The organism is Cupriavidus sp. IK-TO18, assembly GCF_015549295.1.
Taxonomy (GTDB): domain Bacteria; phylum Pseudomonadota; class Gammaproteobacteria; order Burkholderiales; family Burkholderiaceae; genus Cupriavidus; species Cupriavidus oxalaticus_A.
Genome location: NZ_JADGMP010000040.1, coordinates 19,236 through 42,292 on the forward strand (window position 1 = coordinate 19,236; position 23,057 = coordinate 42,292).

General features: G+C 67.5%; 22 protein-coding genes, 1 tRNA gene and 2 pseudogenes. 17 read left to right on the forward strand and 8 right to left on the reverse strand.

The annotated features are described in order from the left end of the window. Positions 1–63: 63 nt before the first annotated feature. The 3 genes from IPF36_RS30005 (at position 64) to IPF36_RS30015 (ending at position 3,220) form a co-directional block, all read left to right on the forward strand. Positions 64–1,086, forward strand: a complete 1,023-nt coding sequence (locus IPF36_RS30005) for a complex I NDUFA9 subunit family protein (RefSeq protein WP_133098177.1) — start codon at positions 64–66, stop codon at positions 1,084–1,086. Between the two features lie 153 nt (positions 1,087–1,239). After that, positions 1,240–1,929: a glutathione S-transferase family protein gene (locus tag IPF36_RS30010; RefSeq protein ID WP_133098178.1), complete on the forward strand. Its 690-nt coding sequence runs from the start codon at positions 1,240–1,242 to the stop codon at positions 1,927–1,929. A gap of 55 nt (positions 1,930–1,984) precedes the next feature. Next, positions 1,985–3,220, forward strand: a complete 1,236-nt coding sequence (locus IPF36_RS30015; RefSeq protein WP_195431840.1) for a multifunctional CCA addition/repair protein — start codon at positions 1,985–1,987, stop codon at positions 3,218–3,220. A gap of 13 nt (positions 3,221–3,233) precedes the next feature. Here the strand turns inward: IPF36_RS30015 and IPF36_RS30020 are convergent. Next, positions 3,234–3,503 (reverse strand): annotated as a pseudogene (locus IPF36_RS30020) (universal stress protein); the annotation flags it as partial. Between IPF36_RS30020 and IPF36_RS34885 the strand changes: the two are divergent. Further along, entirely contained in the window at positions 3,390–3,647 is a 258-nt protein-coding gene (locus IPF36_RS34885) for an ABC transporter permease subunit (RefSeq protein WP_240745972.1), read from the forward strand. The pseudogene IPF36_RS30020 and the gene IPF36_RS34885 sit on opposite strands and share 114 nt — an antisense overlap. Positions 3,648–3,666: 19 nt before the next feature. On the opposite strand, the gene IPF36_RS30025 is transcribed toward IPF36_RS34885, so the two are convergent. Further along, positions 3,667–3,861 (reverse strand): DUF2905 domain-containing protein, encoded by a 195-nt coding sequence (locus tag IPF36_RS30025; RefSeq protein ID WP_133098180.1) that lies wholly within the window; start codon positions 3,859–3,861, stop codon positions 3,667–3,669. Between the two features lie 15 nt (positions 3,862–3,876). Further along, positions 3,877–5,094: a class I SAM-dependent methyltransferase gene (locus IPF36_RS30030; protein ID WP_195431841.1), complete on the reverse strand. Its 1,218-nt coding sequence runs from the start codon at positions 5,092–5,094 to the stop codon at positions 3,877–3,879. Positions 5,095–5,109: 15 nt separating this feature from the next. On the opposite strand from IPF36_RS30030, the gene IPF36_RS30035 reads away from it, so the two are divergent. The 3 genes from IPF36_RS30035 to ttcA all read left to right on the forward strand — a co-directional run bounded on the left by IPF36_RS30035 (position 5,110) and on the right by ttcA (position 7,533). Then, positions 5,110–5,967: an SDR family oxidoreductase gene (locus IPF36_RS30035; RefSeq protein ID WP_133098182.1), complete on the forward strand. Its 858-nt coding sequence runs from the start codon at positions 5,110–5,112 to the stop codon at positions 5,965–5,967. A gap of 95 nt (positions 5,968–6,062) precedes the next feature. Continuing rightward, positions 6,063–6,467 carry a dihydroneopterin aldolase gene (locus IPF36_RS30040; protein ID WP_133098183.1) on the forward strand — a complete coding sequence of 135 codons (405 nt, stop codon included), beginning with the start codon at positions 6,063–6,065 and terminating at the stop codon, positions 6,465–6,467. A 124-nt stretch (positions 6,468–6,591) separates the two neighbouring features. Beyond that, on the forward strand, positions 6,592–7,533 hold the full coding sequence (ttcA, locus tag IPF36_RS30045) for a tRNA 2-thiocytidine(32) synthetase TtcA (RefSeq protein WP_133098184.1): 942 nt from the start codon (positions 6,592–6,594) through the stop codon (positions 7,531–7,533). Positions 7,534–7,616: 83 nt separating this feature from the next. On the opposite strand, the gene IPF36_RS30050 is transcribed toward ttcA, so the two are convergent. Then, complete coding sequence (locus tag IPF36_RS30050; RefSeq protein WP_135704260.1) at positions 7,617–8,444, reverse strand: DUF6279 family lipoprotein; 828 nt, start codon at positions 8,442–8,444, stop codon at positions 7,617–7,619. Between the two features lie 290 nt (positions 8,445–8,734). On the opposite strand from IPF36_RS30050, the gene glmU reads away from it, so the two are divergent. Both glmU and glmS read left to right on the forward strand, forming a co-directional pair. After that, complete coding sequence (gene glmU / locus IPF36_RS30055; RefSeq protein WP_195431842.1) at positions 8,735–10,099, forward strand: bifunctional UDP-N-acetylglucosamine diphosphorylase/glucosamine-1-phosphate N-acetyltransferase GlmU; 1,365 nt, start codon at positions 8,735–8,737, stop codon at positions 10,097–10,099. A gap of 105 nt (positions 10,100–10,204) precedes the next feature. Beyond that, the gene (gene glmS, locus IPF36_RS30060) at positions 10,205–12,043 is read left to right on the forward strand and encodes a glutamine--fructose-6-phosphate transaminase (isomerizing) (protein WP_195431843.1); all 1,839 of its coding nucleotides are present in this window, start codon (positions 10,205–10,207) and stop codon (positions 12,041–12,043) included. 69 nt (positions 12,044–12,112) lie between these two features. On the opposite strand, the pseudogene IPF36_RS30065 reads toward glmS, so the two are convergent. Further along, positions 12,113–13,085 (reverse strand): annotated as a pseudogene (locus IPF36_RS30065) (transporter). A 107-nt stretch (positions 13,086–13,192) separates the two neighbouring features. Next, the gene (locus IPF36_RS30070) at positions 13,193–14,143 is read right to left on the reverse strand and encodes a LysR family transcriptional regulator (protein ID WP_195431844.1); all 951 of its coding nucleotides are present in this window, start codon (positions 14,141–14,143) and stop codon (positions 13,193–13,195) included. A 107-nt stretch (positions 14,144–14,250) separates the two neighbouring features. Here IPF36_RS30070 and IPF36_RS30075 point away from each other — a divergent pair, with 107 nt between their 5' ends. From IPF36_RS30075 to IPF36_RS30090, 4 genes are all read left to right on the forward strand, one after another. Then, positions 14,251–15,231, forward strand: coding sequence for a tripartite tricarboxylate transporter substrate binding protein (locus tag IPF36_RS30075; protein ID WP_195431845.1), 981 nt, complete (start codon positions 14,251–14,253; stop codon positions 15,229–15,231). Between the two features lie 331 nt (positions 15,232–15,562). Then, positions 15,563–16,042, forward strand: a complete 480-nt coding sequence (gene bfr, locus IPF36_RS30080; protein WP_133098191.1) for a bacterioferritin — start codon at positions 15,563–15,565, stop codon at positions 16,040–16,042. A 107-nt stretch (positions 16,043–16,149) separates the two neighbouring features. Beyond that, positions 16,150–16,224, forward strand: a tRNA-Cys gene (locus IPF36_RS30085). A gap of 294 nt (positions 16,225–16,518) precedes the next feature. After that, complete coding sequence (locus IPF36_RS30090) at positions 16,519–16,962, forward strand: GNAT family N-acetyltransferase (protein WP_135704270.1); 444 nt, start codon at positions 16,519–16,521, stop codon at positions 16,960–16,962. A 54-nt stretch (positions 16,963–17,016) separates the two neighbouring features. On the opposite strand, the gene dmeF is transcribed toward IPF36_RS30090, so the two are convergent. Then, entirely contained in the window at positions 17,017–18,018 is a 1,002-nt protein-coding gene (gene dmeF, locus IPF36_RS30095) for a CDF family Co(II)/Ni(II) efflux transporter DmeF (protein ID WP_195431847.1), read from the reverse strand. Between the two features lie 229 nt (positions 18,019–18,247). On the opposite strand from dmeF, the gene IPF36_RS30100 reads away from it, so the two are divergent. Further along, a complete protein-coding gene (locus IPF36_RS30100) occupies positions 18,248–19,126 on the forward strand; it encodes an alpha/beta fold hydrolase (protein WP_195431848.1) in 879 nt (292 codons plus the stop codon). A gap of 78 nt (positions 19,127–19,204) precedes the next feature. Beyond that, positions 19,205–19,426 carry a hypothetical protein gene (locus tag IPF36_RS30105; protein ID WP_135704276.1) on the forward strand — a complete coding sequence of 74 codons (222 nt, stop codon included), beginning with the start codon at positions 19,205–19,207 and terminating at the stop codon, positions 19,424–19,426. 82 nt (positions 19,427–19,508) lie between these two features. Here IPF36_RS30105 and IPF36_RS30110 read toward each other — a convergent pair whose 3' ends face one another. Continuing rightward, a complete protein-coding gene (locus tag IPF36_RS30110) occupies positions 19,509–20,975 on the reverse strand; it encodes a PLP-dependent aminotransferase family protein (protein ID WP_135704277.1) in 1,467 nt (488 codons plus the stop codon). A 376-nt stretch (positions 20,976–21,351) separates the two neighbouring features. Between IPF36_RS30110 and IPF36_RS30115 the strand changes: the two genes are divergently transcribed. Further along, positions 21,352–22,683, forward strand: coding sequence for an aspartate aminotransferase family protein (locus IPF36_RS30115; RefSeq protein ID WP_133098197.1), 1,332 nt, complete (start codon positions 21,352–21,354; stop codon positions 22,681–22,683). A 108-nt stretch (positions 22,684–22,791) separates the two neighbouring features. Further along, the coding region (locus tag IPF36_RS30120) for an aldehyde dehydrogenase family protein (RefSeq protein ID WP_195431849.1) at positions 22,792–23,057 on the forward strand (266 nt) is incomplete at its 3' end.

The following is a 23,057-nucleotide window of genomic DNA, read 5'->3' on the forward strand; positions in this document are numbered from 1 at the left end:
CGTCGCGGCGGCCTGGCTTGCGCAATGCGCCGCGACGTGCAGTCCACTTTGCACGGAGGCATCATGCAGACCAGCAACGTCCTCGTCATCGGTGGCGCCGGCTTTATCGGCAGCCACCTTGTCTCGCGCCTGGCCGGCGCCGCTTCTGCCTCGGGTGCGCCGCTGGAACCCGGCAGCAATCCCGATTCGCCGATCGCCCCCGACCGCATCGTGGTCGGCACCCGCAACGTCGAGCACGCGCAGCACCTGTTGCTGCTGCCGCGCGTCGAGGTAGTCGAACTGGGGCTGGCCGACAATGCCGCGCTCGACGACGCCATCGGCTCGCTCGGGGTCGACGGCATCGTCGTCAACCTGGTGGGTGTGCTGCACGGCGAGCGTGCCGATCCCTACGGCGAGGCCTTTGCCAGCGCTCATGTGGAAATGGTGCGGCAGATCGTGGCCTCGTGCCTGTCCACCGGCGTGCGCCGGCTGTTGCATATGAGTGCGCTTGGCGCCGACAGCCAGGGGCCGTCGATGTACCTGCGCAGCAAGGGCGACGGCGAGCGCATCGTGCGCGCCAGCGGGCTGGACTGGACCATCCTGCGGCCGTCGGTGGTGTTCGGCCCCGACGACCATTTCCTCAACCTGTTCGCGCAGATGCAACAGATGGCGCCGGTGGTGCCGCTGGCGTGCGCACAGGCGCGCTTCCAGCCAGTGTTCGTGCAGGACGTGGTGCAGGCCTTCCTCAATGCCATGGTCAACCCTGCCACCATCGGCCGCGGCTATGAGCTGGGCGGCCCGCAGGTCTATACGCTGGAGGAGCTGGTGCGCTTCGCCGGCCGCGCATCCGGCCATCCGCGCCCGGTGATCGCGCTGCCGGATGCGCTGGCGCGGGTGCAGGCGACCATCATGGAACACATGCCGGGCGATCCGCTGCTGTCGCGCGACAACCTCGACTCGATGCAGCTGGACAACGTGCTCGAGCATCCGGTCGCGCCGGAGCTGGACCTGCATCCGGCCAGCCTGGAATCCGTGATGACCGACGCGCTGGCGGGGCGCAATCGCGATGCCGCGCTGACCTCGATGCGCGCCAGCGTGCACCGCTGAAGGGCGGGCGGGTCAGGGCCGCGGGTGGCCTATGTGACCCATTTTCGGATCGGTTGCGAGAGCAATTCACTTTGAGGCAGGCGGGCGCGCTGGCAAAATGACCGGTCCGGCGCGCCGCCGCCGTCTCCCTTCGCCTCCCCCCAAGGACCTACGATGAAGCTCGTCATCGGCAACAAGAATTACTCCTCCTGGTCGCTGCGCCCCTGGCTGCTGATGCGCCAGGCCGGCATCGAATTCGAAGAGGTACAGGTGCGCCTGTTCACCGGCAGCTTCGCGGCCGAGATCGCGCGTTATTCGCCGGCCGGCAAGGTACCGGCGCTGGTCGACGGCGACGTCACGGTGTGGGACTCGCTGGCGATCGCCGAATACGTGGCCGAGCGTTTCCCGGAAAAGACGCTGTGGCCCGCCGACCGTGCCGAGCGTGCGGTGGCGCGCGCAATCTGCGCCGAGATGCATTCCGGCTTCACCAACCTGCGCAGCCAGTTGCCGATGAACGTGACCGCGGTGCTGCCCGGACGCGGCTGGAACGTGGCGGTGCAGCGCGACGTCGACCGTATCGCCGCGATCTGGAGCGGGTTGCGCCAGCAGCATGGCGCGCGCGGCCCGTTCCTGTTCGGCGAGTTCACCGTGGCCGACGCCTTCTTTGCGCCGGTGGTGAGCCGCTTCGCCACTTACGGCATCCACCTGCCGGAAGACGCCAAGGCCTATGCCGACTTCATGCTGGCGCTGCCGACCATGCAGGAGTGGATCGCCGCCGCGCGCGAGGAGCGCGATTTCCTGGCCGACGACGAGCCTTACCGCCTGTCGCCCGAGCGGCCCGACGCGATCATCGTCAACCACTGAGACTGAGCGATACCGCCGGCGCCGGCGCGCCGGCACCAGAGAAGAGGCCACAACGATGCAGGTGTATGCCGTCGGCGGCGCGATCCGCGACGAACTGCTGGGCAAGCCCAGCCAGGACCGCGACTACGTAGTCGTCGGCGCGACCCCGCACGAGATGGTAGCCGCGGGCTATCGCCCCGTCGGCAAGGATTTCCCGGTCTTCCTGCATCCGCGCACCCACGAGGAATACGCGCTGGCGCGCACCGAGCGCAAGACAGCGATGGGATACAAGGGTTTTGCCTTCTACTGCGAGCCCGATGTCACGCTGGAAGACGACCTGGTCCGGCGCGACCTGACCATCAATGCGATGGCGCGCGAGGTCGATGCCGATGGCAACCTCGTCGGCCCGGTGATCGACCCGCATGGCGGCCAGCGCGACCTGCAGGCCCGCCTGTTCCGCCATGTCTCGGATGCCTTCGCCGAGGACCCGGTCCGCATCCTGCGGCTGGCGCGCTTTGCCGCGCGCTTCCACGAGTTCACCGTCGCCGCCGAGACCCAGCGCCTGATGCGCGAGATGGTGGCGGCCGGCGAGGTCGATGCGCTGGTGCCCGAGCGCGTCTGGCAGGAACTGGCGCGCGGCCTGATGGAAGCGCATCCGTCACGAATGTTCGAGGTGCTGCGCGACTGCGGCGCGCTGGCGCGGCTGCTGCCCGAGCTTGACTGCCTGTGGGGCGTGCCGCAGCGCGCCGACTACCATCCCGAGGTCGATACCGGCGTGCACGTGATGATGGTGATCGATACCGCCGCGGCGATGGGCGCGCCGTTGCCGGTGCGTTTTGCCGCGCTGGTGCACGACCTGGGCAAGGGCACCACGCCCGAGGACGTGCTGCCGCGCCACGTCGGCCACGAGATGCGCACCGTCAAGCTGCTGGAAGAGGTCTGCGCGCGGCTGCGCGTGCCCAACGACTGCCGCGACCTCGCGCTGGTGGTGGCGCGCGAGCATGGCAATATCCATCGTTCGCTGGAGATCAGCGCCGCCGCGGTGATGCGCCTGCTCGAGCGCTGCGATGCGCTGCGCAAGCCGGCGAGATTTGCCGGAGTCTTGCAGGCGTGCGAGGCCGACATGCGCGGACGCAAGGGCTTCGAAGCGGGCACATACCCGCAGGCGCCGCGGCTGGCAGCGGCGCTGGAGGCGGCAACGGCAGTCGATGCCGGCGCCATCGCCCGCGCCTGCGGCGATGCGGTCGACCAGATCCGCGACCGCATCCACGAGGCGCGCGTGGCGGCGGTGGCAGCGCGCATCGGGGGCTGAACGCGGCTCTCTGCTAGCGGTAGACGAGCACCGGGATCTTCGTGTGCGTGAGCACCTTTTGCGTCTCGCTGCCGATCACCAGCGCCTGCACCCCCCGCCGCCCGTGCGAGGCCATCACGATCAGGTCGCATTGCCGGGCGTCCGCCTCGTCGATGATCGCCTGGAAGATGTGGTCGCCGGTGGCGCAGGCGGTATTGCAGGCCACGCCTGCCGCGGCGGCCTCGCCGGCGATCGGCGCGATATCGAGGAAGCCGCCATGATGGACGGGCTGAGCCGCTTCGGCGCCTTCCTGACGGTGGTGGTGCCGGTGTCGTCGAGCGGTATCCTGACCGTGGTCATCTTCAGCATGACGCTGGCGATGCAGGAGTTCGTCTACGCCCCGACCTTCATCACCGTTGCGGGATTTACCGTCGGGGCGATCAAGTGAGCCTGGTGGACTAGAGGGACTAGAGCAGCTTGCCGATCACCAGCGCCACCAGCGACAGCAGGATCGTCGATGCAAACGGCAGCACGAATTCCCGCCCGAACACGCGGAAGCGCACGTCCCCGGGCAGCCGTCCCAGCCCGAACTTCTGCAGCCACGGCAGCGCCGCGGACAGGATGATCACGCTCAGGAAGATAGTGAGGGTCCAGCGCAGCATGGCGTTCGCGATGGCTTACAAGGTATGGCAGCGGTCGCCGCGGGCGAAGCCGGCCAGCGGCTCGCTCTGGTCCGTGCCGTCGTCCAGGCCCCGCGTCAGCGCGATGACCTTGAACAGCTCGCCCATTTCCGCTTCGGACAACAGCTTCTGCACGGCGTTGGCCTGCGGCAGGAAGGCGCGCGCATCGGACGGGTCAAGCGCCATCAGCAGCTCGGTGATGCCGGCGTTCATCAGGAAGCGCGCCTGCGAGGCAAAGCCCGACACCGTAAGCCCGGTTTCCACCGCGGCGGCGGCGATGCCGCTGAAATTGACGTGCGTGGTGATGTCCTGCAGGCCCGGGTAGAGGAACGGGTCCGGGTGCGCGTGATGCCGGTAGTGGCACATCAGCGTGCCGCCGGCGCGCTGCGGATGGTAGTACTCGGCGGCGGGGAAGCCGTAGTCGATGAAGAAGGCGGTGCCGCGCGCCAGCATCGCGCCGACGGCACGCATGAAGCCTTCGGCCTCGGCGTGGGTTTCGGTGACGACATCGTGGTCGCCGGGGATGTCGCGGAGCATCGCCGGCACGTCGGCATCGGCGAGCACGCGGTCCTCGAAGCGGAACGCGGCGGCCGCGCCGGGTTCGGTGCCCGCCACGCCGCTGCGCGTCACGCCGCGCTCGTGCCAGCGGCCGCCGGTGCGTGCGTAGAGCTGCACCGGCATTGCATCGAGCACTTCGTTGCCGACGATGACGCCCTCGAAGCTGTCGGGCAGCGCATCCAGCCAGCGCACGCGCGCGGCCAGGTGCGGGGCGCGCTGCGCCAGCGTTTCCTGCTGGCGCGCGCGCAGCTCACCGGACAGTTCGACGATCGCGTATTCCTGTGGCAACTGGCCTTCCTGCTCCAGCTCCAGCAGCAGGTCAGCGGCCAGGCGGCCGGTGCCGGCGCCGAATTCCATCATGTGTGGCAGGCCCTGCGCGATCAGCGGCGCGAACTGGCGCGCCAGCGTGCGCGCGAAGAACGGGCTCAGTTCCGGCGCGGTGATGAAGTCGCTGCCGTCGCGGGCATCGCGCCCGAACTTGGCCGAGCCGCCGCTGTAGTAGCCCAGGCCGGGCGCATACAGCGCCAGCGCCATATAGCGGTCAAAGCCGATCCAGCCGCCGGCCGCATCGATCGATTCGCCAATACGGGCTGTAAGGGTATCGGACGCGGCCTGCGCGTCGGCGGGGGGAAGGGGTAAACTAGCGGCTTTCTGCATCCCGCGATTGTAGCAATGCCCGCATCCGATACCTCGGCACCCGCTGCCGCCCAGCCTGCAGCCGCTGCCGCCACGGCCCAGTCCGCCGCCCGCGGCGTCGCCCTCGTCACCGGCGGCGCGCGCCGCCTGGGCCGCGCCATTGCGCTGGAACTGGCCACGCAGGGCTGGGACGTGGCCGTGCACTGCCACCGCTCGGTGGACGAGGCCGAAGCGCTGGCGACCAGGATCCGCGGGCTCGGCCGCCGTGCCGCGGTGCTGCGTGCCGATCTCGCCGACGAAGCCGCCACCGGCCGCCTGATCGCGGACTGCATTGCCGCGCTGGGCCTGCCGACCTGCCTCGTCAACAACGCCTCGCTGTTCCAGTACGACGTGGCGACCAGCTTCTCCTATGCGTCGCTCGATACGCATATGCGCACCAATGTGGCGGCGCCGTTGCTGCTGGCGCGCGAGCTGCACAAGGCGCTGGCCGCCGCCGCGGATGGCGACAAGGACAAGGCCGCCGAACCGCGCGGCGTGGTGATCAACCTGCTCGACCAGAAGCTGGACAACCTGAATCCCGATTTCCTGTCATACACGCTGTCCAAGGCCGCGCTGCAGACCGCCACGGTGCAGCTGGCGCAGGCGCTGGCGCCGCGCATCCGCGTGGTTGGCGTGGCGCCGGGCATCACGCTGGTGTCGGGCGAGCAGTCGGAGCAGAGCTTCCGCCGCGCGCATCGCGTGACGCCGCTGGGCCAGTCGTCGACGCCCGAGGATATCGCCCAGGCGGTGGCCTACCTCGCACAGGCGCGCGCCGTCACCGGCACCACGCTGTACGTGGACGGCGGCCAGCACCTGATGCCGCTGGCGCGCGACGTGATGTTCCTGACCGAGTAAGCTGGCGCCTGTACGCCAGGCACGCCGGCAAGCCGTACCCTGATGTGCCGCGCCCCCCGGCGCGGCGTTCCCTTTTCTAGTCTTTTCTCCCAGCCATGACCATGCTCGCCGCTCTTTCCCACCCCAGCCTGCAGGACTGCCGACGCATGTTCCTGCGCAACTATGAAGTGCAGATCAATATCGGCGTGCATGAGTTCGAGAAGAAGGGCGAGCAGCGCGTGCTGATCAATATCGACCTGTTCGTGCCGCTGGAAGAATGCACCCCGCACGCCGACAAGCTCGACGAAGTGGTCGACTACGACTTCATGCGCAACACCGTGGCCGAGCGCATGGCGCAGGGCCACGTCCACCTGCAGGAAACGCTGTGCGACGACGTCGCGCGCGCCATGCTGAAGCATCCCAAGGTGCGCGCCGTGCGCGTGTCGACCGAGAAGCCCGACGTGTACCCGGACTGCGATTCCGTCGGCGTCGAGGTGTTCCACATCAAGCAGGGCGCTTGAGCCGGCAGCTGCGTTATCTGCGGCTGCCCGGCGCCTGCGGCGCGCGGGCGCCTGAAGTAAAATGTTGCCCCTTCGCGCGCTGCCGGCCATTCCATCCGGCAGGCGCCATGCAACAGGATGCTCCATGAGCCACTCGAACAATTTCTACCGCCTCGAGACGAGGCTGCAATCGCAAACCGGCAAGGCCATCGGCGACTTCGGCATGATCGAGGACGGCGACACCGTGCTCGTCTGCATGAGTGGCGGCAAGGACTCGTACACCATGCTGTCGGTCCTGATGGCGCTGCAGAAGCGCGCGCCCATCAAGTTCAGGCTGATCGCGATGAACCTGGACCAGAAGCAGCCGGGTTTCCCGGAGCACGTGCTGCCCGAATACCTGAAGTCGGTGGGGGTGGAATACCTGATCGTCGAGGCCGATACCTACTCGATCGTCAAGGAGAAGGTGCCCGAGGGCAAGACCACCTGCTCGCTGTGCTCGCGCCTGCGCCGCGGCGTGATCTACCGCACCGCCAAGGAGCTGGGCGCCAACAAGATCGCGCTGGGCCACCACCGCGACGACATCGTCAACACCTTCTTCCTGAACATGTTCTTCGGCGGCAAGATGAAGGCCATGCCGCCCAAGCTGGCCACCGACGATGGCGCGCATATCGTGATCCGCCCGCTGGCGTACTGCTCGGAGAAGGACATTGCATCGTACGCACGCGCGATGGAGTTCCCGATCATCCCGTGCAACCTGTGCGGCTCGCAGGAGAACCTGCAGCGCAAGAAGGTCAGCGAGATGCTGCAGGAGTGGGAGCGGCAGAACCCGGGCCGTATCGACAATATCTTCTCGGCGCTGCGCAACGTGGTGCCCTCTCACCTGGCCGATACCGAGCTGTTCCCGTTCACGGGGCTGGCTACCGGGTTGGCCAAGGTGGACGAGGCTTCGCTGTTCGGTGAGACCACATTCCAGCAGCAGCCGCTGGTGTTCGCGGGCAGCATGGAAGAGAACCGGATGGAGTTCGTGCGCTTCGAGCGCCCGCCGGTGTCCGCGCCCGGGGCGGAGCAGGCCGGCGCGCCGCAGTAACGCCGCCAACCGCCACCACATGGCAACAATGCCCGCGCGAGCGGACCGCGCGAGCGGGCATTTTGCATGTGTGCTGCCAAGGCTCAGTTCGTCGCCGCCGACTGCACCGGGGCGTTCGCCTTCTCCCGCATCAGCGCGTTGGTATCGTCGATCCACCTCTGGAACCGGTCCTGCGCATGTGCCTTCTGCTTCGGCGTGGTCATGTTGGCGATCGCCACGGTCAGCGCAATGCCGGCGCTGGTACTGGCATCGTGGCTCACGGCATGCTTGCCCGGCGGGTTCTGCCAGTAATCGCGGAAGCGCCGCAGCAGGTCCGTCACCTGCGGCTTGGACGGCTGCGTGGCCTGCACGTAGCGCACCATCTTGAGCCATTCCTGCTGGCGCGCCACCCGCTCGGCGTAGCGCGACTCGGCGTTCTCGACCACCGGCAGCACCGCCGCACGGATCTGCTTTTCCTGCTCGCCGGAGAAATCGCCATAGACCAGCCGCGCATAGTCCATCACCTTGTCGAAACGGGCGTCGACCCGCTCGGCCGGGTTGGGGTTCAGGAATTTCTTGCGGTATTTGGCGTTGCCCTCGGCGAATTTCTTCTCCATGCGGGCGATCTGGTCGGGCGTCAGCGTCAGCAGAAAGTCGGCCATGTCGGGCATGGCCTGCTCGTACGAGCGGCGCGCCAGCTGCTGCGAGGCGTCCTGGAAGTGCTCGACCATGGCCGGCGTCACCGGCTGGCGGACCTCGGCCTTGGCCTGCTGCAGCAGGCCCGAGATCTCGGGCAGCTGGGACTTGCGGTGCCAGGCGAAGAAGCGCGCGATGGCCTCGCGCGTGAGCGGCTCCTGGGCCGAGGTCACATCGACATAATTGTCGATCCACCAGTAGGCCAGCCGGTCACCCTGCTGGTACCCGAGTTTCATCGCGTTGCATGCGCACAGCGCCGCGGCGCTGAAAATCACCAAAATCCGCCGCGCCCACCGATTGTGAAATTCGGAAACAGCGCCGGGTTGCGCAGAAATCGCCATGTTAAAATCGGCGCGCATTGCAGCCGGGCCGCTTCGATCGCCGCCAGCCCAAGACTGGCAAGGGTTTGCGGGATTCCGCACCGACCGGGCCCGGACCTGCAGCCAAGCTGGGCGGCGAAGACCGCGAATCACCCGGTTGGCGCTTTTCAGAATATTTTCGGACACACTCACTTAGGGGTCTCCTTGTGAATATCGTCATTCTCGCCGCGGGCATGGGCAAGCGAATGGTTTCCGATTTGCCCAAGGTACTGCACCCGGTTGCCGGGCGGCCCATGCTGGCGCACGTCCTGGATACGGCTCGCGCGCTGTCGCCGTCGCGGCTGGTCGTAGTGGTCGGCCACGGCGCCGCGCATGTGCGCGAGGCGGTCGCCGCCTACGATGTCGCCTTCGCCGAACAGGCCCAGCAGCTGGGCACGGGCCATGCGGTGATGCAGGCACTTCCATTGTTGGACGACAGCCAGCCGACATTGGTTCTGTACGGTGACGTGCCGCTCACAACCGCAGCTACGCTCAAGGCACTGGTGGCCGAGGCAGGCTCGGAGCGCTTCGGCGTGCTGACGGTCGAAATGCCCGATCCGACCGGCTATGGACGTATCGTACGCGACGCGGCGGGCAGCATCGTCCGCATCGTCGAGCAAAAGGATGCCAGCGAGGCCGTCAAGGCCATCCGCGAAATCAACACCGGCATTATCGTGTGCCCGACGGGCCACCTAAGGCGCTGGCTGTCAACACTCGGCAACGACAATGCCCAGGGCGAGTACTACCTGACCGACACGGTCGAGCGCGCCGCCAGGGAAGGTGTCGAGATCGTCTCGGCGCAGCCGGCGGCGATCTGGGAGACGCTCGGGGTCAACAGCAAGTTGCAGCTTGCTGAAGTCGAACGCATCCACCAGGGCAACCAGGCGCGCCGCCTGCTCGAAGCCGGCGTGACGCTGCTGGATCCGGCGCGCATCGATGTGCGTGGCGAGCTGACCTGCGGGCGCGATGTCACCATCGATGTCGGCTGCGTGTTCGAAGGCCGCGTGCACCTGGAAGACGGCGCCAACATCGGCGCCCATTGCGTGATCCGCAACAGCACCGTGGGTGCCGGCGCGCAGTTGCACCCGTTCTGCCATGTCGACAGCGCCAGGATCGGTCCTGCCGGGCGCATCGGGCCGTACGCGCGGCTGCGTCCGGGCACCGAACTGGGCGAAGATGTCCATATCGGCAACTTCGTCGAGGTCAAGAATGCCCAGGTGGCAGCGCACAGCAAGGCCAATCACCTGGCCTATGTTGGAGACGCCACAGTGGGTTCGCGCGTCAATATTGGCGCCGGCACGATCACCTGCAACTATGACGGTGTCAACAAGCACCGCACGGTGATCGAGGACGACGTCTTTATCGGCTCCGATACGCAGCTGGTTGCGCCGGTGACGGTACGCCGCGGTGCCACGCTGGGTGCGGGCACCACGCTGACCAAGGAAGCGCCTGCGGATAAGCTGACGCTGTCGCGCGCCAAGCAGTTGACCGTCGACGCATGGCAGCGTCCGGTCAGGCAGCCGAAGAAGTAATCGCCAGGCCGCCGCGTGAGCGGCCAAGGAAAGCGCCGGCCCGGGACGGGCGGCGCGATTGATTGGACAGGGCGCCGCAGTGGGCGCCAGCAACGGGGGTTCAGCATGTGTGGCATCGTCGGCGCGGTTTCGACGCGCAATATCGTTCCGGTCCTGATCGAGGGGCTGCGCCGCCTGGAATACCGCGGCTATGACTCGTGCGGCGTCGCCGTCGTGCGCGACGATGCGGTCGAGCGCGCGCGCACCGTGTCGCGCGTGGCCGACCTGGATGCGCAGACGCAGGCTTCGGGCCTGTCCGGCTTCACCGGCGTGGCGCATACGCGCTGGGCCACCCATGGCAAGCCCGATACCGTCAACGCCCACCCGCACCTGTCGGGCGAGACCATCGCGCTGGTGCATAACGGCATCATCGAGAACTATGAGCCGCTGCGCGAGGAACTGCGCGCGGTCGGCTACGGCTTCGAGTCGCAGACTGACACCGAAGTCGTCGCGCACCTGATCCACCAGGCCTACACCTATCCCAGCAGCGCCACCCGCGGCGACCTGTTTGCCTCGGTGCGCGCCGTTACCAAGCGCCTGCACGGCGCCTATGCCATCGCCGTGTTCGCCAAGGACCAGCCCGGCGTGGTGGTCGGCGCCCGCGCCGGCTCGCCGCTGGTGGTGGCGCTGGGCGAGAACGAGGCCTTCCTCGCGTCCGACGCGCTCGCCGTGGCCGGCACCGCGAACCGCATCATCTACCTCGAAGAGGGCGATGTGGTCGAGATCTCGCTCGACGGCGTCGTCATCCATGACGCGCAGGACCACGCGGTCGAGCGTGAAGCGCGCCTGGTCGAGGCCCATGCCGCATCCGTCGAGCTGGGGCCGTACCGCCACTTCATGCAGAAGGAAATCTTCGAGCAGCCGCGCGCGCTGGGCGACACGCTGGAGGGCGTGGAAAGCATCACGCCGGCGCTGTTCGGCGACAACGCCGCCGAGGTCTTCGCCGGCATCGACAGCGTGCTGATCCTGGCCTGCGGCACCAGCTACTATTCCGGCTGCACAGCCAAGTACTGGCTCGAAAGCATCGCCAAGATCCCGACACAGGTCGAGGTCGCCAGCGAATACCGCTATCGCGACACCGTGCCCAATCCGCGCGCGCTGGTGGTGGTGATCTCGCAATCCGGCGAAACCGCCGACACCATGGCCGCGCTGCGCCACGCGCGCGCGCTCGGCCACGTGCATACGCTGTCGATCTGCAACGTTGCCACCAGCGCCATGGTGCGCGAGACCGAACTGCGCTTCCTGACCCGTGCCGGCACCGAGATCGGCGTGGCCTCGACCAAGGCCTTCACCACGCAGCTGGCCGCGCTGTACATGCTGACGCTGGCGCTGGCCAAGGTGCGCGGCCTGCTGACCGAGGAAGCCGAGGCCAGGGACCTGGCCAACCTGCGCCACCTGCCGGCCGCGCTGCACGGCGTGCTGGCGCTGGAGCCGCAGATCATCGCCTGGTCCGAAGACTTTGCGCGCCGCGAGAACGCGCTGTTCCTGGGCCGCGGCCTGCACTACCCGATCGCACTCGAAGGCGCGCTCAAGCTCAAGGAAATCTCGTACATCCACGCCGAGGCGTATCCGGCCGGCGAACTGAAGCACGGCCCGCTGGCGCTGGTGACCGAAGCGATGCCGGTGGTCACGGTCGCGCCCAACGATGCGCTGCTGGAAAAGCTGAAGTCCAACATCCAGGAAGTGCGCGCGCGCGGCGGCCGCCTCTATGTGTTCGCCGACAGCGATACGCAGATCCAGTCGTCGGACGGCACCCAGGTGATCCGCATGCCCGAGCACTATGGCGACCTGTCGCCGATCCTGCACGTGGTGCCGCTGCAGCTGCTCGCGTATCACACGGCATGCGCTCGCGGGACCGACGTGGACAAGCCGCGCAACCTGGCTAAGTCGGTGACGGTGGAGTAAGGAAGCCGCAGCGCAATGTCATCAAAAAAGCAAAGAGGCCCTTCCGGGCCTCTTTGCTTTTGGGTCCGCTCAGAACATGATCGCCGCCGTCCCCATGAACGTGCTGGTGCTGTCGAGCCGGTTCTTGCTGGCAATGGTCGGCACCCAGCGCAGGCTCATCGACAGGTGGCTTTTCGCGCCGATCTTGGTGTCGTAGGTGACGATCGGCCCGAGCGCCCAGTCATGGCCGCGGAAGCCGTTGAGGCGGTCGGCCAGCGGACCGCTGTCGTCGCCCAGCTGCTGCGTGGTGCCGGCGATCAGGCCCACGCCGGCGCCGTTGGCGAAGCGCTTGAGCAGCATCGTGTCGAGCGTGAACAGCGGCGCGTTCTGGTAATCGGTGGCGTTGTTGCGCGTGTAGAACTGGAGCCCGGCCACCGCATCGAATTCGAGCCCGTGCTCGGGGAACAGCCGGGTGTAGGCCACCTGCGGGATAAAGGTCCAGTTGTTCAGGCTGGGATTGGCCAGTGCGTTGGGATCGTACTTGCCGGTCGGCGCCCGCCCAGATGTTCAGGCTCAGCGCCACGTGTTCGGTCTTGGAGAAGTGGTAGCCGGCGATCAGCGGCGTGAAATAGATGTCGAACAGGTTCGACGCGGTGTCCTGGGTGCTGGCGCTGACGCCGCCGATGCCGGCATTGGCCGTGACCTTGGTCCACACGTAAGGCAGCGTGAAGCTGGAGGCAAAGTTCCACGCGCCGGGCCCGGTGTCCCAGACCTTCATCACGGTTGCCAGCGTGAAGGCGACCTTGCCGTCGACATCCAGCGCTGCCTTGCCGCCAATCGGCACGCTGCGGCTGCCGCCGACCGATCCGTCTAGGTAGATCTCGCCGAGGTTGACCGCCAGGATGGGTTCGGGCGAGACGATGCCGGCATTGGGCGTGACGCTGGTCCCGGTGACGGGCCGGCCGAGCGCGCCTTCGGTAGCGCCGGCACTGGTTGCCGCGCCCAGCAGCGGCAGGGCTGGAGCCAGGGTAGCGAGCAGCCGCCTGGCGGTCTTGGTTGGCATGCGTGAGCCTCCGGAGCGACCTCGGTGGAAGGTGTGACCCGCGGCCAACATAGCATGCCGGTCCGGCTCGCGATCTGAAGATTTTTTCCCGGCTGCCCTGAGAATTTCTAGTGAACCGGTACGGCGCCGGACTCTGCCGCCGGGTAGTCCGCCAGTGCCGCGTGCACCTGGGCCACGAATGCGCGCGTTGCCGGCGACGGCGTATGTCCGGCCAGCGACACGATCCCGTACTGCGCGCGCAGGTCATGGCGCGGGCGCATCTGCAGCGGCACGGCCGTGCCTTGCGCGCACGCGTCGGCCATCATCGCCACCGGCACCAGCGCGACGGCATCGCCGGACAGCATCAGCGCGCGCAGCGCGTGCATGTCATTGCAGGTGGCGGTAAGCAGGCCGGTGCTGTCGTCATCGGCCGCGCCGCTGCCGGCGGCCTGCATCGCCTCTCGGAAGAACTGCCGGATATGGGCCGGCAGCCGCGGACCGGCCACGGGATAGTCGCGCAGGCTGGCAAGGCTGATATCGCCTTGATGCGCCAGCGGGTGCGCGGCGCGCACGAAGAAGCCGGTCTCCAGCGCGGGCAGGCGCTCGATCTGCAAGTGGCCGAACTGGGCCAGGCTGCGGCTTTCGCCGACGAAGACATCGAGGCGCTCGGATTCCAGCGCGCGCAGCATGGTGGTGGTGTCGGCGGTCTCCACGTCGATGCGCAGGCGCGGATAGCGCCGCACCAGCGCTTCCAGTACCGGGTCGAGCAGGAACGATGCCGCGAACGGTCCGAAGCCGGCGCGGATCTCGCCGATCTCCACTTCGTCCAGCAGTTGCAGGTCGCGGCGCAGTTCGCGGCTTTCGCGCAGCATCCGGCGCGCGCGTTCCAGCACCAGCGTGCCGGCGGCGGTGGGACGAACCTTGCCGTAGCTGCGGTCGACCAGTGTGCCGAGGTCGGCCTCCAGCGCCTGGATGCTGCGCGTCAGTGCCGGTTGCGACAGGTGCAGCGCCGCGGCCGCGCGCGCGAAGCTGCCTTGTTCGACCAGGGTGACGAAGTGATGCAGCTGGCGCAGGCCCATCAACTTAACCTTCTATGCATGGAAATCTGAAAAATATTGCATTGGACGTATTTTCTCAAGCCCGCTACCGTTGTTCTCCAAAACCATAAAGACGATCTGGAGACGACATGAAACGACGCGCATGGCTCGCGCTCGCAATCAGCGGGCTTTCGCTCAGCCTCGGCCTGCCGGCCGCGGCACAGACCTATCCGGCCAAGCCGATCCGCCTGGTGGTGCCCTACGTGGCCGGCGGCGGCACCGACACCATCGCCCGCGCGATGGGCGAGAAGCTCAGCAAGCGGCTGGGCCAGCCGGTGGTCGTGGAGAACAAGGCCGGCGCGTCCGGCATCATCGGCACTGATGCCGTGGCCAAGGCGGCGCCGGACGGCTACACGCTGCTGATGACGCTGACGCAGTCGGTGCTCACCAACCAGTTCCTGTTCGAGAAGCTGCCGTACGACCCGCGCAAGGACCTGACCATGATCAGCGTGCTGGCCGACGCGCAGCTGGTGCTGGTGGCGCACCCGTCGGTGCCGGCACGCACGCCGCGCGAGCTGGGCGACTATGCCCGCGCCCAGGCCGGCAAGGCTACCTATGCCTCATGGGGCGTGGGCTCGCTGTCGCACCTGAGCGGCGCCTACCTCAGCAAGCTCACCCGCGGCAACGCCACCCACGTGCCCTACAAGGGCGAGGCACCGATGCTGCAGGACCTGCTCGGCGGCCAGGTGCAGTTCGGCTTTGCCAGCATCCTGACGGCCAGGCCGTATATCGAGAGCGGCAAGCTCAAGGCGCTGGCCGTTACCGGCACGCAGCGCAGCAGCGCGCTGCCCGCGATGCCGACCTTTGCCGAGCTGGGCATGCAGGACAGCGCGTTCAAGACGGTAGGCTGGATCGGGCTGGTGGCCCCGGTCGGCGTGCCGGCGCCTATCCTGGCCAGGCTCGAAAGCGAGGTGAAGGCGATCCTGCAGACCCCCGACATGCAGGCGCGCATGGTCGCGCTGGGGCTGCGCACGGTAGGCAGCTCGCCGGCAGAGGCGCAGGCGCTGTATGCGCGCGACTGGCCGGTGCTGAAGACGCTGGTCGCGGATTCGGGCGCGCGGCTCGACTGATTTCCTTCCGGTTCCTGCCATGGCGGGCGCCGCGGCAAGATGCCGTGTGCGCCCCTTTTTTTTTTTATTCACCAGTATTGTCCGGAAGGCCGGCGTATTAATGCCGGATGCGCCGGATGCGGCTTTTCATGCGCTAACGAAAACCGAATGGAAACCATTGCCATTCTCATATGCAATAGCGCCGGATAATCGGCCAATAACAGCCGAATTTGCTTGATGTCCCCCTTTGCCGGGCTACCATGAAAGGCACGGCGCAATATTGTCTGCAGCGGCGCGCTGGCCACGATAATGAAAATTGATCCACCCGAATCGAGGGGTCGGTGGTGCTGTCATGAAAAGCGACAAGAAAGCGATTCAGATGCTCAACGGCCAGCTCCGGCATGAGCTGACCGCCATCAACCAGTATTTCCTGCATGCGCGCATGTACCGGCATTGGGGTCTCAATGCTTTGGGCAAGCACGAGTACGAAGAATCGATCGAGGAAATGAAGCATGCCGACAAGCTGATCGAGCGCATCCTGCTGCTCGATGGCTTGCCCAACCTGCAGGACCTCGACAAATTGCTGCTCGGCGAAAACACCGAAGAAATGCTCGGCTGCGACCTGAAGCTGGAACAGGTTTCACAGGCCAGTTGCAAGGATGCGATCAAGTATCTGGAGTCGATCGGCGATTATGTTTCGCGCGAGGTGGTGGTCGATATCCTGGAAGCCACCGAATCGCATATCGACTGGCTCGAGTCGCAAATCGAGCTGATCGGCAAGGTTGGCCTGCAGAACTACGTCCAGTCGGCCATTGGCGAGATCGGCGACTGACTGGCGCCGGTGCCGGCGCTGCCGTCCGCGCAGCGCCCTGCAGACTTTTCCATTTCCCGCTACACTGCGGCCCGCAGCACGACGCGCCGGCATGGCGCGCCATCCACGGCGGGGTGGCAGAGTGGTGATGCAACGGCCTGCAAAGCCGTGTACGACGGTTCGATTCCGGATCCCCGCCTCCAGTTTTCCTCTCCTGTAGCGCCATTCCTTCTTCACACCTGCGCCGCGTTATGCCCGCGATGGGGTGCGCCTGCGCCACGTTGCCGCCATTGCCCTGTGCGTAATGCGGCGGGCCAATTTCCGACACCGGTTTGCCCTGTTCTTCCCTGATAGTACAAAGCGATCGAATCGGTTAGTGTTGGGCGGTCAGGCCAGACCGGCCTGTGCGCACAGAGCGCCGCCAGGATGGCGGTGCGACCATGCCGGGCTTCCATGGTGTTCCCGTCGCCAAGTGATGTGAAGAAAAGAGGCTCCTGATGATGAAAGACCTGCGAATCCGGGCGGCGATGCCCTCGGACGCGCCAGCGGTGGGGGCGCTGCTAGAGCGCTGCGGCCTGCCGACCGACGATGTGTTCCGCGTGCTGGAGCACTTCCATGTGGCCATCCTCGAATCGAGGATCATCGGCTGCGCCGCCGGCGAGCCGTTCGGCCAGACCGTGGTGATCCGCTCGGTGGCGGTATTGCCCGAGCACCGCGACCAGGGCGTGGCGACGCATGTGGTGCGCGCCGCGCTGATGCGCGCGCGCTCGAATGGCCTGCAGCGCGCGGTGCTGCTGGCATCGAGTTGCCCGAGCTATTTCGCGCGCTACGGCTTTACGCTGGTGCCGGCATCGAAACTGCCGCAGGAGGTGCTGTCGTCCGGCGAATTCCAGCGGCACACCGATACGCCGCCGCTGTGCATGTGGTGCGAGCTGGGCTGACCGCACGCCCCCAGCGTGGCGCGCGCTTTCCGCGTGCTTGGTTCCGCGGGTGCTTCAGTGCGTGCCCTCGCAGCGGCTGATCTCGACGGTCACGTGCACCAGCTCCTCATGCACGGACAGCGCCTGGCGCACGCGCAGCGGCGTCAGCGTGGCGTCATGCGTGACCAGGCAGACGATGCAGGCAAAATGCTGGCGGCCGACGCGCCAGACATGCAGGTCGGTCACGCGGGTGCCTTCGTCGCCAGGGCGGCCGTCGCGGTCTAGCCCGGCCAGCACCTCGCGCACGTCTTCGACCACCGGGTGGTCCATCTCGCGGTCCAGCAGCACGGTGCCGCTCTGGCGCAGCAGGCCGATCGCCCACTTGCCGACCAGCGCCGCGCCCACCAGGCCCATCACCGGGTCGAGCCAGGCCCAGCCCAGCCACCAGCCGCCGGCCAGCGCCACGATGGCCAGCACCGAAGTGGCGGCATCGGCCAGCACGTGGACGTAGGCCGCTCGCAGGTTGATGTCGTGGTGGTGGCCGTGGCCATGGCCATGGTCGTGGTCATGCCCATGATGGTGATGCCCGTGGTCATGCCCATGGTCATGACCGTGCCCATGCGCATGTCCGCCGAGGATCAGCGCGCAGCCGAGGTTGACCAGCAGCCCCAGCGCGGTCACGATCATCGCCTCGCGGTAATGAATTTCCTGCGGGCTGAACAACCGCTCGACCGAACCCGCCGCCATCAGCGCCGCAATGCAGAGCAGGAACACGGCACTGGCAAAGGCGGCCAGCACTTCGATCTTCCATGCGCCAAAGGCAAAGCGCCAGTCGCTGGCGTAGCGGCGCGCGGCCGCGTAGGCAAAGGCGGACAGGCCGATGGCCAGCGCGTGCGAGCTCATGTGCCAGCCGTCGGCCAGCAGCGCCATCGAGTTGAACCAGAGGCCGGCGGCGATTTCCACCACCATCACGACGGCGGTGATCATCATCACCAGGCGCGTGCCGCGCTCGGCGTTGCGGTTGCCACCGTCGAAGGTATGGCTGTGGGTCCATGCGGACAGGTCATGGGTATGCATGGTCGGATCTTGCTGTGTGCTGGAAGTCAATATGGATGCAGCAAGGGTAGCAGAGCGCCGCGGTGCGGCCGGCGGCATCCCTGCCGGTGGCAGGGGCGGGCCGGCAGCGATAGATTCATGAATTTGTCGACCGAATGAGTGTCGTCGCAGGAAATCCTGTCGCACCGCTTAGTGATTACACTAGCCCGCACGGATGCAGACGGCCGCCCGCCAGCCATGGAGACAGACGATGTTCGAAGGATTCACGCCGCACCGGATCGATTGCGGCGACGTTGCCATCCACGCGGTGGCCGGCGGCCAGGGGCCTGCCTTGCTGTTGCTGCATGGCCACCCGCAGACCCATGCGATCTGGCACAAGGTGGCGCCCGAACTGGCGCGGCATTTCACCGTGGTGGCCGCAGACCTGCGCGGCTATGGCGACAGCGGCAAGCCCGCGGGTTTGCCGGACCACGCCAACTACAGCAAGCGCACCATGGCCGCCGACCAGTTCACGCTGATGCGCGCGCTCGGCTTCGAACGGTTCAGCGTGCTGGCGCACGACCGCGGCGCGCGCGTGGCGCACCGGCTGGTGCTCGATCATCCACAGGCGGTGACGCGGCTGGTGACGCTGGATATCGCCCCCACGCTGGCGATGTACGCGCAGACCAGCGAGGCCTTTGCCCGCGCCTACTGGCACTGGTTCTTCCTGATCCGGCCGGCGCCATTCCCGGAAACGCTGATCGAAGCGGATCCCGCGCTCTACCTGCGCCAGACCATGGGTGCCCGCAGCGCCGGGCTGGCGCCGTTCACCGATGCCGCCATGGCCGAGTACCTGCGCTGCCTGAGCCTGCCCGGCGCCGCCCACGGGCTGTGCGAGGACTACCGCGCCAGTGCCACCATCGACCTCGAGCATGACCGCGCCGACCTTGCCGCGGGCCGCATGGTCGAGTGCGAGATGCTGGCGCTGTGGGGCGAGCAGGGCGCCGTCGGGCAGTGTTTCCGGCCGCTGGACGAATGGCGCAAGGCGGCGCGGCGCGTGCGCGGGCATGCGCTGCCGTGCGGCCACTACATTGCCGAAGAGATGCCGGAGCGCCTGCTGGAGGAAGTGCTGCCGTTCCTGCGCGGCTGAAGGTCCCCCGGTTACCCCTCCGACCCGCGGCATCTTGCCGCATCAGCGCCTGTCGCATGCCGCAATAGGCGCTTTTTCGTGTTCCCACGTTACGAAAAGCCCCCAGACCATCTCAGGGAAATACGATTGCCGCTTACATACATTCATGAATGGATGTATGATTTTGCGAAGAATTCATATTCCCGCAACGACTTTATTGTCGCCCCCGAGATGACATATCGCTTTATCGCTATCGCACTGGTGACCTGGGTGGGCATCTGCGCCACCGCAGGCCTGGTCGTCGAACGCCTCTGGAGTTGAGGCAGCGCCCTGGGAACGGCGCCGGCCCGCGCTCCCGCCACGAACCACATTACCGCTTCTGAAGTAGCCGGGTATCAGGGTATCAGGCGGCCGCGGCACGCGGCGCCTGTGCCAGGCTGTCAAAGAACTGCCACAGCTGCGGCGCGTCGCCGGTGGCCACGTTGAAGCGGATCCACGGCGAGTCGGTCTCGTCCGGCTCGAAGTACGAGCCCGGCGCCAGCCAGATGCCGTGCTCCAGCGCCAGCGTGGCCAGCTGGTTGCCGCTCAGCGGCTCGCCGCGCCGGCTCGCCTGCAGCCGCTGCTGGGTGTCTTCGCACAGCCGCGCCCAGGCGAACATTCCGCCTTCGGGGCGCAGCAGCACCTCCAGGCCGTGCGCCTCCATCTTTTCCGTCACCAGGTCCTGCTGCGCGCGCAGCCGCTCGGCCAGCGCGGCCACGTGGCGACCGTAGTGGCCGCTGGTCAGCACCGAGTAGACCAGGCGCTCGGTCACTTCGGACGAGGTCAGCCCGACCGCCATCTTGGTCCGCGCGAAAGCCTTGGCCAGGTCCGGGCTGGCGGCAAGGTAGCCCACGCGCAGCGACGGCGTGATGGTCTTGGAAAAGCCATTGACGTAGACCACCTGCGACAACCCGTCCATGGCCGCCAGCATCGGCGAGCCAGCCGGCGCCAGCTCGCGGTAGATATCGTCTTCCACCACCAGCAGCCGGTGCTGCTCGGCGAGCTGCAGCACGCGGAAGGCGTTCATGCTGCTGAGGCTGGCGCCGGTCGGGTTCTGCAGCACGGTGTTGACGAAGAGGGCGCGCGGGGCGTGGGCGCGGATCGCGTCGTCGAGCGCATCGGTGTCGAGCCCGGCCGCCGAACGCGGCACGCCGATGACGCGCAGCCCCGCCAGCCGCAGGATCTGCAGCAGGTTGCAGTAGCAGGGCGATTCCACCAGCACGGTGTCGCCGCCGCGCAGCAGCGTGCGCACCACCAGGTCCAGCGCCTGGGTCGCGCCCTGCGTCAGCACCACCTGCTGCGCCTGCAGCGGGATGCCGTACTGGCCGAGGCCGGTGGCGATATGCTCGCGTAGCGGCGCGAAACCATACGGATGGCCGTAGCCAGACAACTGCGCCGCAGGCACCCGGGCCGAGGCGCGCATAGCCTGGTGCAGGCCTTCCTCGTTGAGCCAGTCCCCCGGGAGCCAGCCGGCGCCGGCCTTGATCGGCACGGAATGATCGGCGAACACATCCGACAGCAGCCAGGCCGCGTTCAGCCCCGGCGCTTCCCATTGCGGCGCACGGGCGCTGCCGGTGGGCGCGTGACGGTGCGCCACGGTGTAGCCGGAGCCCGGCCGCGCGGCCAGGTAGCCCAGTGCGGTCAGCCGCCCGTAGGCCTCGGCCACGGTGAAGGTGCTGACCTGGTGGTGCTGGGCAAAGCGGCGTACCGACGGCAGCGTGGCACCGGCGCGCAGCGCGCGCTGCTCCACCAGCGCGGCGATGCCGGCGACGATCTGCTCAGTCAGGGTTTCGCCGCCGCGGCGGCTGCGGGTCAGGTTCAGGGTCAGCATCGGAAGCGTTGCACTAGGCACCTCGGTAGGCGCGAACCTGTACAGTTTAACGGCCGCACAGGGGCGACGCGCGCAGGCCCATTCCAAGTAGCGAAAATTGCCGCAGTGCAGCGTGGGATGCCGCACGGTGCCGGCAAACGCTGCGTGGCACGGTGGCGGTCGCGGCGGGCGCCGCGGCTGCTTGCCTGTACGGTTTGGCGTGATCAAACTGTACGGTAAGGCGGTGCTGTCCGGACTGTATATTTTGTCGGCCAGACGCCGCCGGTAGAGTGGCCGTCATTGCCGCCGTTTCCGTGCCTGCTTCAGTGCCCGCCACTCTCAGCGGGCCGGAACGGCACCAGCCAACCGACCCGCCCAATTGCCCCGAGGAGGACGTATGGACGCCGCCAAGACCGTGATTCCCGATCTCGATGCCCTGTGGATGCCCTTCACCGCCAACCGCCAGTACAAGGCGGCGCCGCGCCTGCTCGCGTCGGCAAGCGGCATGTACTACACCACCCACGACGGCCGCCAGATCCTGGATGGTTGCGCCGGCCTCTGGTGCGTGGCCGCGGGCCACTGCCGCAAGGAAATCGCCGACGCCGTCGCGCGCCAGGCGGCAACGCTGGACTATGCGCCGCCGTTCCAGATGGGCCACCCGCTGTCGTTCGAGGCCGCCACCAAAGTGGCCGCGGTTATGCCGCAGGGACTGGACCGCATCTTCTTCACCAACTCGGGTTCGGAGTCGGTCGACACCGCGCTGAAGATCGCGCTGGCGTACCACCGCGCGCGCGGCGAAGGCCAGCGCACCCGCTTTATCGGCCGCGAGCGCGGCTACCACGGCGTTGGCTTTGGCGGCATGGCGGTGGGCGGCATCGGCCCGAACCGCAAGGCCTACTCGGCCAACCTGATGCCGGGCACGGATCACCTGCCGGCTACGCTCAACATCGCCGAGGCCGCCTTCTCCAGGGGCCAGCCGCAATGGGGCGCGCATCTCGCCGACGAGCTGGAGCGCATCCTTGCGCTGCATGACCCGGCCAACGTCGCCGCCGTGATCGTCGAGCCGCTGGCCGGCTCCGCCGGCGTGCTGGTGCCGCCGCTCGGCTACCTGGAAAAACTGCGCGAGATCACCAGCAAGCACGGCATCCTGCTGATTTTCGATGAAGTGATCACCGCCTTCGGCCGCCTCGGCGCGGCCACCGCAGCCGAGCGCTTCAACGTGACGCCGGACCTGATCACCATGGCCAAGGCGATCAACAACGCGGCGGTGCCGATGGGCGCCGTGGCGGTGCGCCGCGAAGTGCACGATGCCGTAGTCAATGCTGCCGCGCCGGGCACGATCGAGCTGCTGCATGGCTACACCTACTCCGGCCACCCGCTGGCCGCCGCCGCTGCCGTGGCCACGCTCGACCTGTACCAGCGCGAGAACCTGTTCGGCCGCGCGGCCGAGCTGTCGCCGGTGTTCGAGGCGGCGGTGCACAGCGTGCGCGGCGCGCCGCACGTGAAGGACATCCGCAACTTCGGCATGGTGGCCGGGATCGAGCTGGAGCCGCGTCCGGGCCAGCCCGGCGCGCGGGCCTACGAGGCCTTCCTCAAGTGCCTGGAGCTGGGCGTGCTGGTGCGCTACACCGGCGACATCCTGGCGTTCTCGCCGCCGCTGATCATCTCGGAAGCGCAGATCGGCGAACTGTTCGATACGGTGAAGAAAGCGCTGCAGGACATCAAATAAGCGGCGCACGCCGCCTCGCATTGCCGCCGGCCCTTCGGGGCCGGCTCTCTCCCTCTCTCTCCCTGATTGCAAGCCACGGCGCGCGCCGTGGCCATCGAAGGATCCCAAGTGAGCATCGCAGAAAACCGGCAACTGGCCGAAATCCATCATTACATCGGCGGTGCCGTGCGCCGCGCCGGCGGCCAGCGCCTGGCTGACGTATTCAATCCCGCCACCGGCGAAGTTGCGGCGCGCGTGGCACTTGGCACCGCACAGGACGTTGCCGATGCGGTGGCTGCCGCCAAGGCCGCGTTTCCGGCATGGGCCGAGACGCCGCCGCTGCGCCGCGCGCGCATCCTGTTCAAGTTCAAGGAGCTGCTCGACCAGCACCATGA

Excerpts from the sequence above, each read along its gene's own strand:
- IPF36_RS30005 (WP_133098177.1), top strand. The coding sequence starts at position 64 with ATGCAGACCAGCAACGTCCTCGTCATCGGTGGCGCCGGCTTTATCGGC.
- IPF36_RS30010 (WP_133098178.1), top strand. The coding sequence starts at position 1,240 with ATGAAGCTCGTCATCGGCAACAAGAATTACTCCTCCTGGTCGCTGCGC.
- IPF36_RS30015 (WP_195431840.1), top strand. The coding sequence starts at position 1,985 with ATGCAGGTGTATGCCGTCGGCGGCGCGATCCGCGACGAACTGCTGGGC.
- IPF36_RS30025 (WP_133098180.1), bottom strand. The coding sequence starts at position 3,861 with ATGCTGCGCTGGACCCTCACTATCTTCCTGAGCGTGATCATCCTGTCC.
- IPF36_RS30030 (WP_195431841.1), bottom strand. The coding sequence starts at position 5,094 with ATGCAGAAAGCCGCTAGTTTACCCCTTCCCCCCGCCGACGCGCAGGCC.
- IPF36_RS30035 (WP_133098182.1), top strand. The coding sequence starts at position 5,110 with ATGCCCGCATCCGATACCTCGGCACCCGCTGCCGCCCAGCCTGCAGCC.
- IPF36_RS30040 (WP_133098183.1), top strand. The coding sequence starts at position 6,063 with ATGACCATGCTCGCCGCTCTTTCCCACCCCAGCCTGCAGGACTGCCGA.
- ttcA (WP_133098184.1), top strand. The coding sequence starts at position 6,592 with ATGAGCCACTCGAACAATTTCTACCGCCTCGAGACGAGGCTGCAATCG.
- IPF36_RS30050 (WP_135704260.1), bottom strand. The coding sequence starts at position 8,444 with ATGAAACTCGGGTACCAGCAGGGTGACCGGCTGGCCTACTGGTGGATC.
- glmS (WP_195431843.1), top strand. The coding sequence starts at position 10,205 with ATGTGTGGCATCGTCGGCGCGGTTTCGACGCGCAATATCGTTCCGGTC.
- IPF36_RS30070 (WP_195431844.1), bottom strand. The coding sequence starts at position 14,143 with ATGGGCCTGCGCCAGCTGCATCACTTCGTCACCCTGGTCGAACAAGGC.
- IPF36_RS30075 (WP_195431845.1), top strand. The coding sequence starts at position 14,251 with ATGAAACGACGCGCATGGCTCGCGCTCGCAATCAGCGGGCTTTCGCTC.
- bfr (WP_133098191.1), top strand. The coding sequence starts at position 15,563 with ATGAAAAGCGACAAGAAAGCGATTCAGATGCTCAACGGCCAGCTCCGG.
- IPF36_RS30090 (WP_135704270.1), top strand. The coding sequence starts at position 16,519 with ATGATGAAAGACCTGCGAATCCGGGCGGCGATGCCCTCGGACGCGCCA.
- dmeF (WP_195431847.1), bottom strand. The coding sequence starts at position 18,018 with ATGCATACCCATGACCTGTCCGCATGGACCCACAGCCATACCTTCGAC.
- IPF36_RS30100 (WP_195431848.1), top strand. The coding sequence starts at position 18,248 with ATGTTCGAAGGATTCACGCCGCACCGGATCGATTGCGGCGACGTTGCC.
- IPF36_RS30110 (WP_135704277.1), bottom strand. The coding sequence starts at position 20,975 with ATGCTGACCCTGAACCTGACCCGCAGCCGCCGCGGCGGCGAAACCCTG.
- IPF36_RS30115 (WP_133098197.1), top strand. The coding sequence starts at position 21,352 with ATGGACGCCGCCAAGACCGTGATTCCCGATCTCGATGCCCTGTGGATG.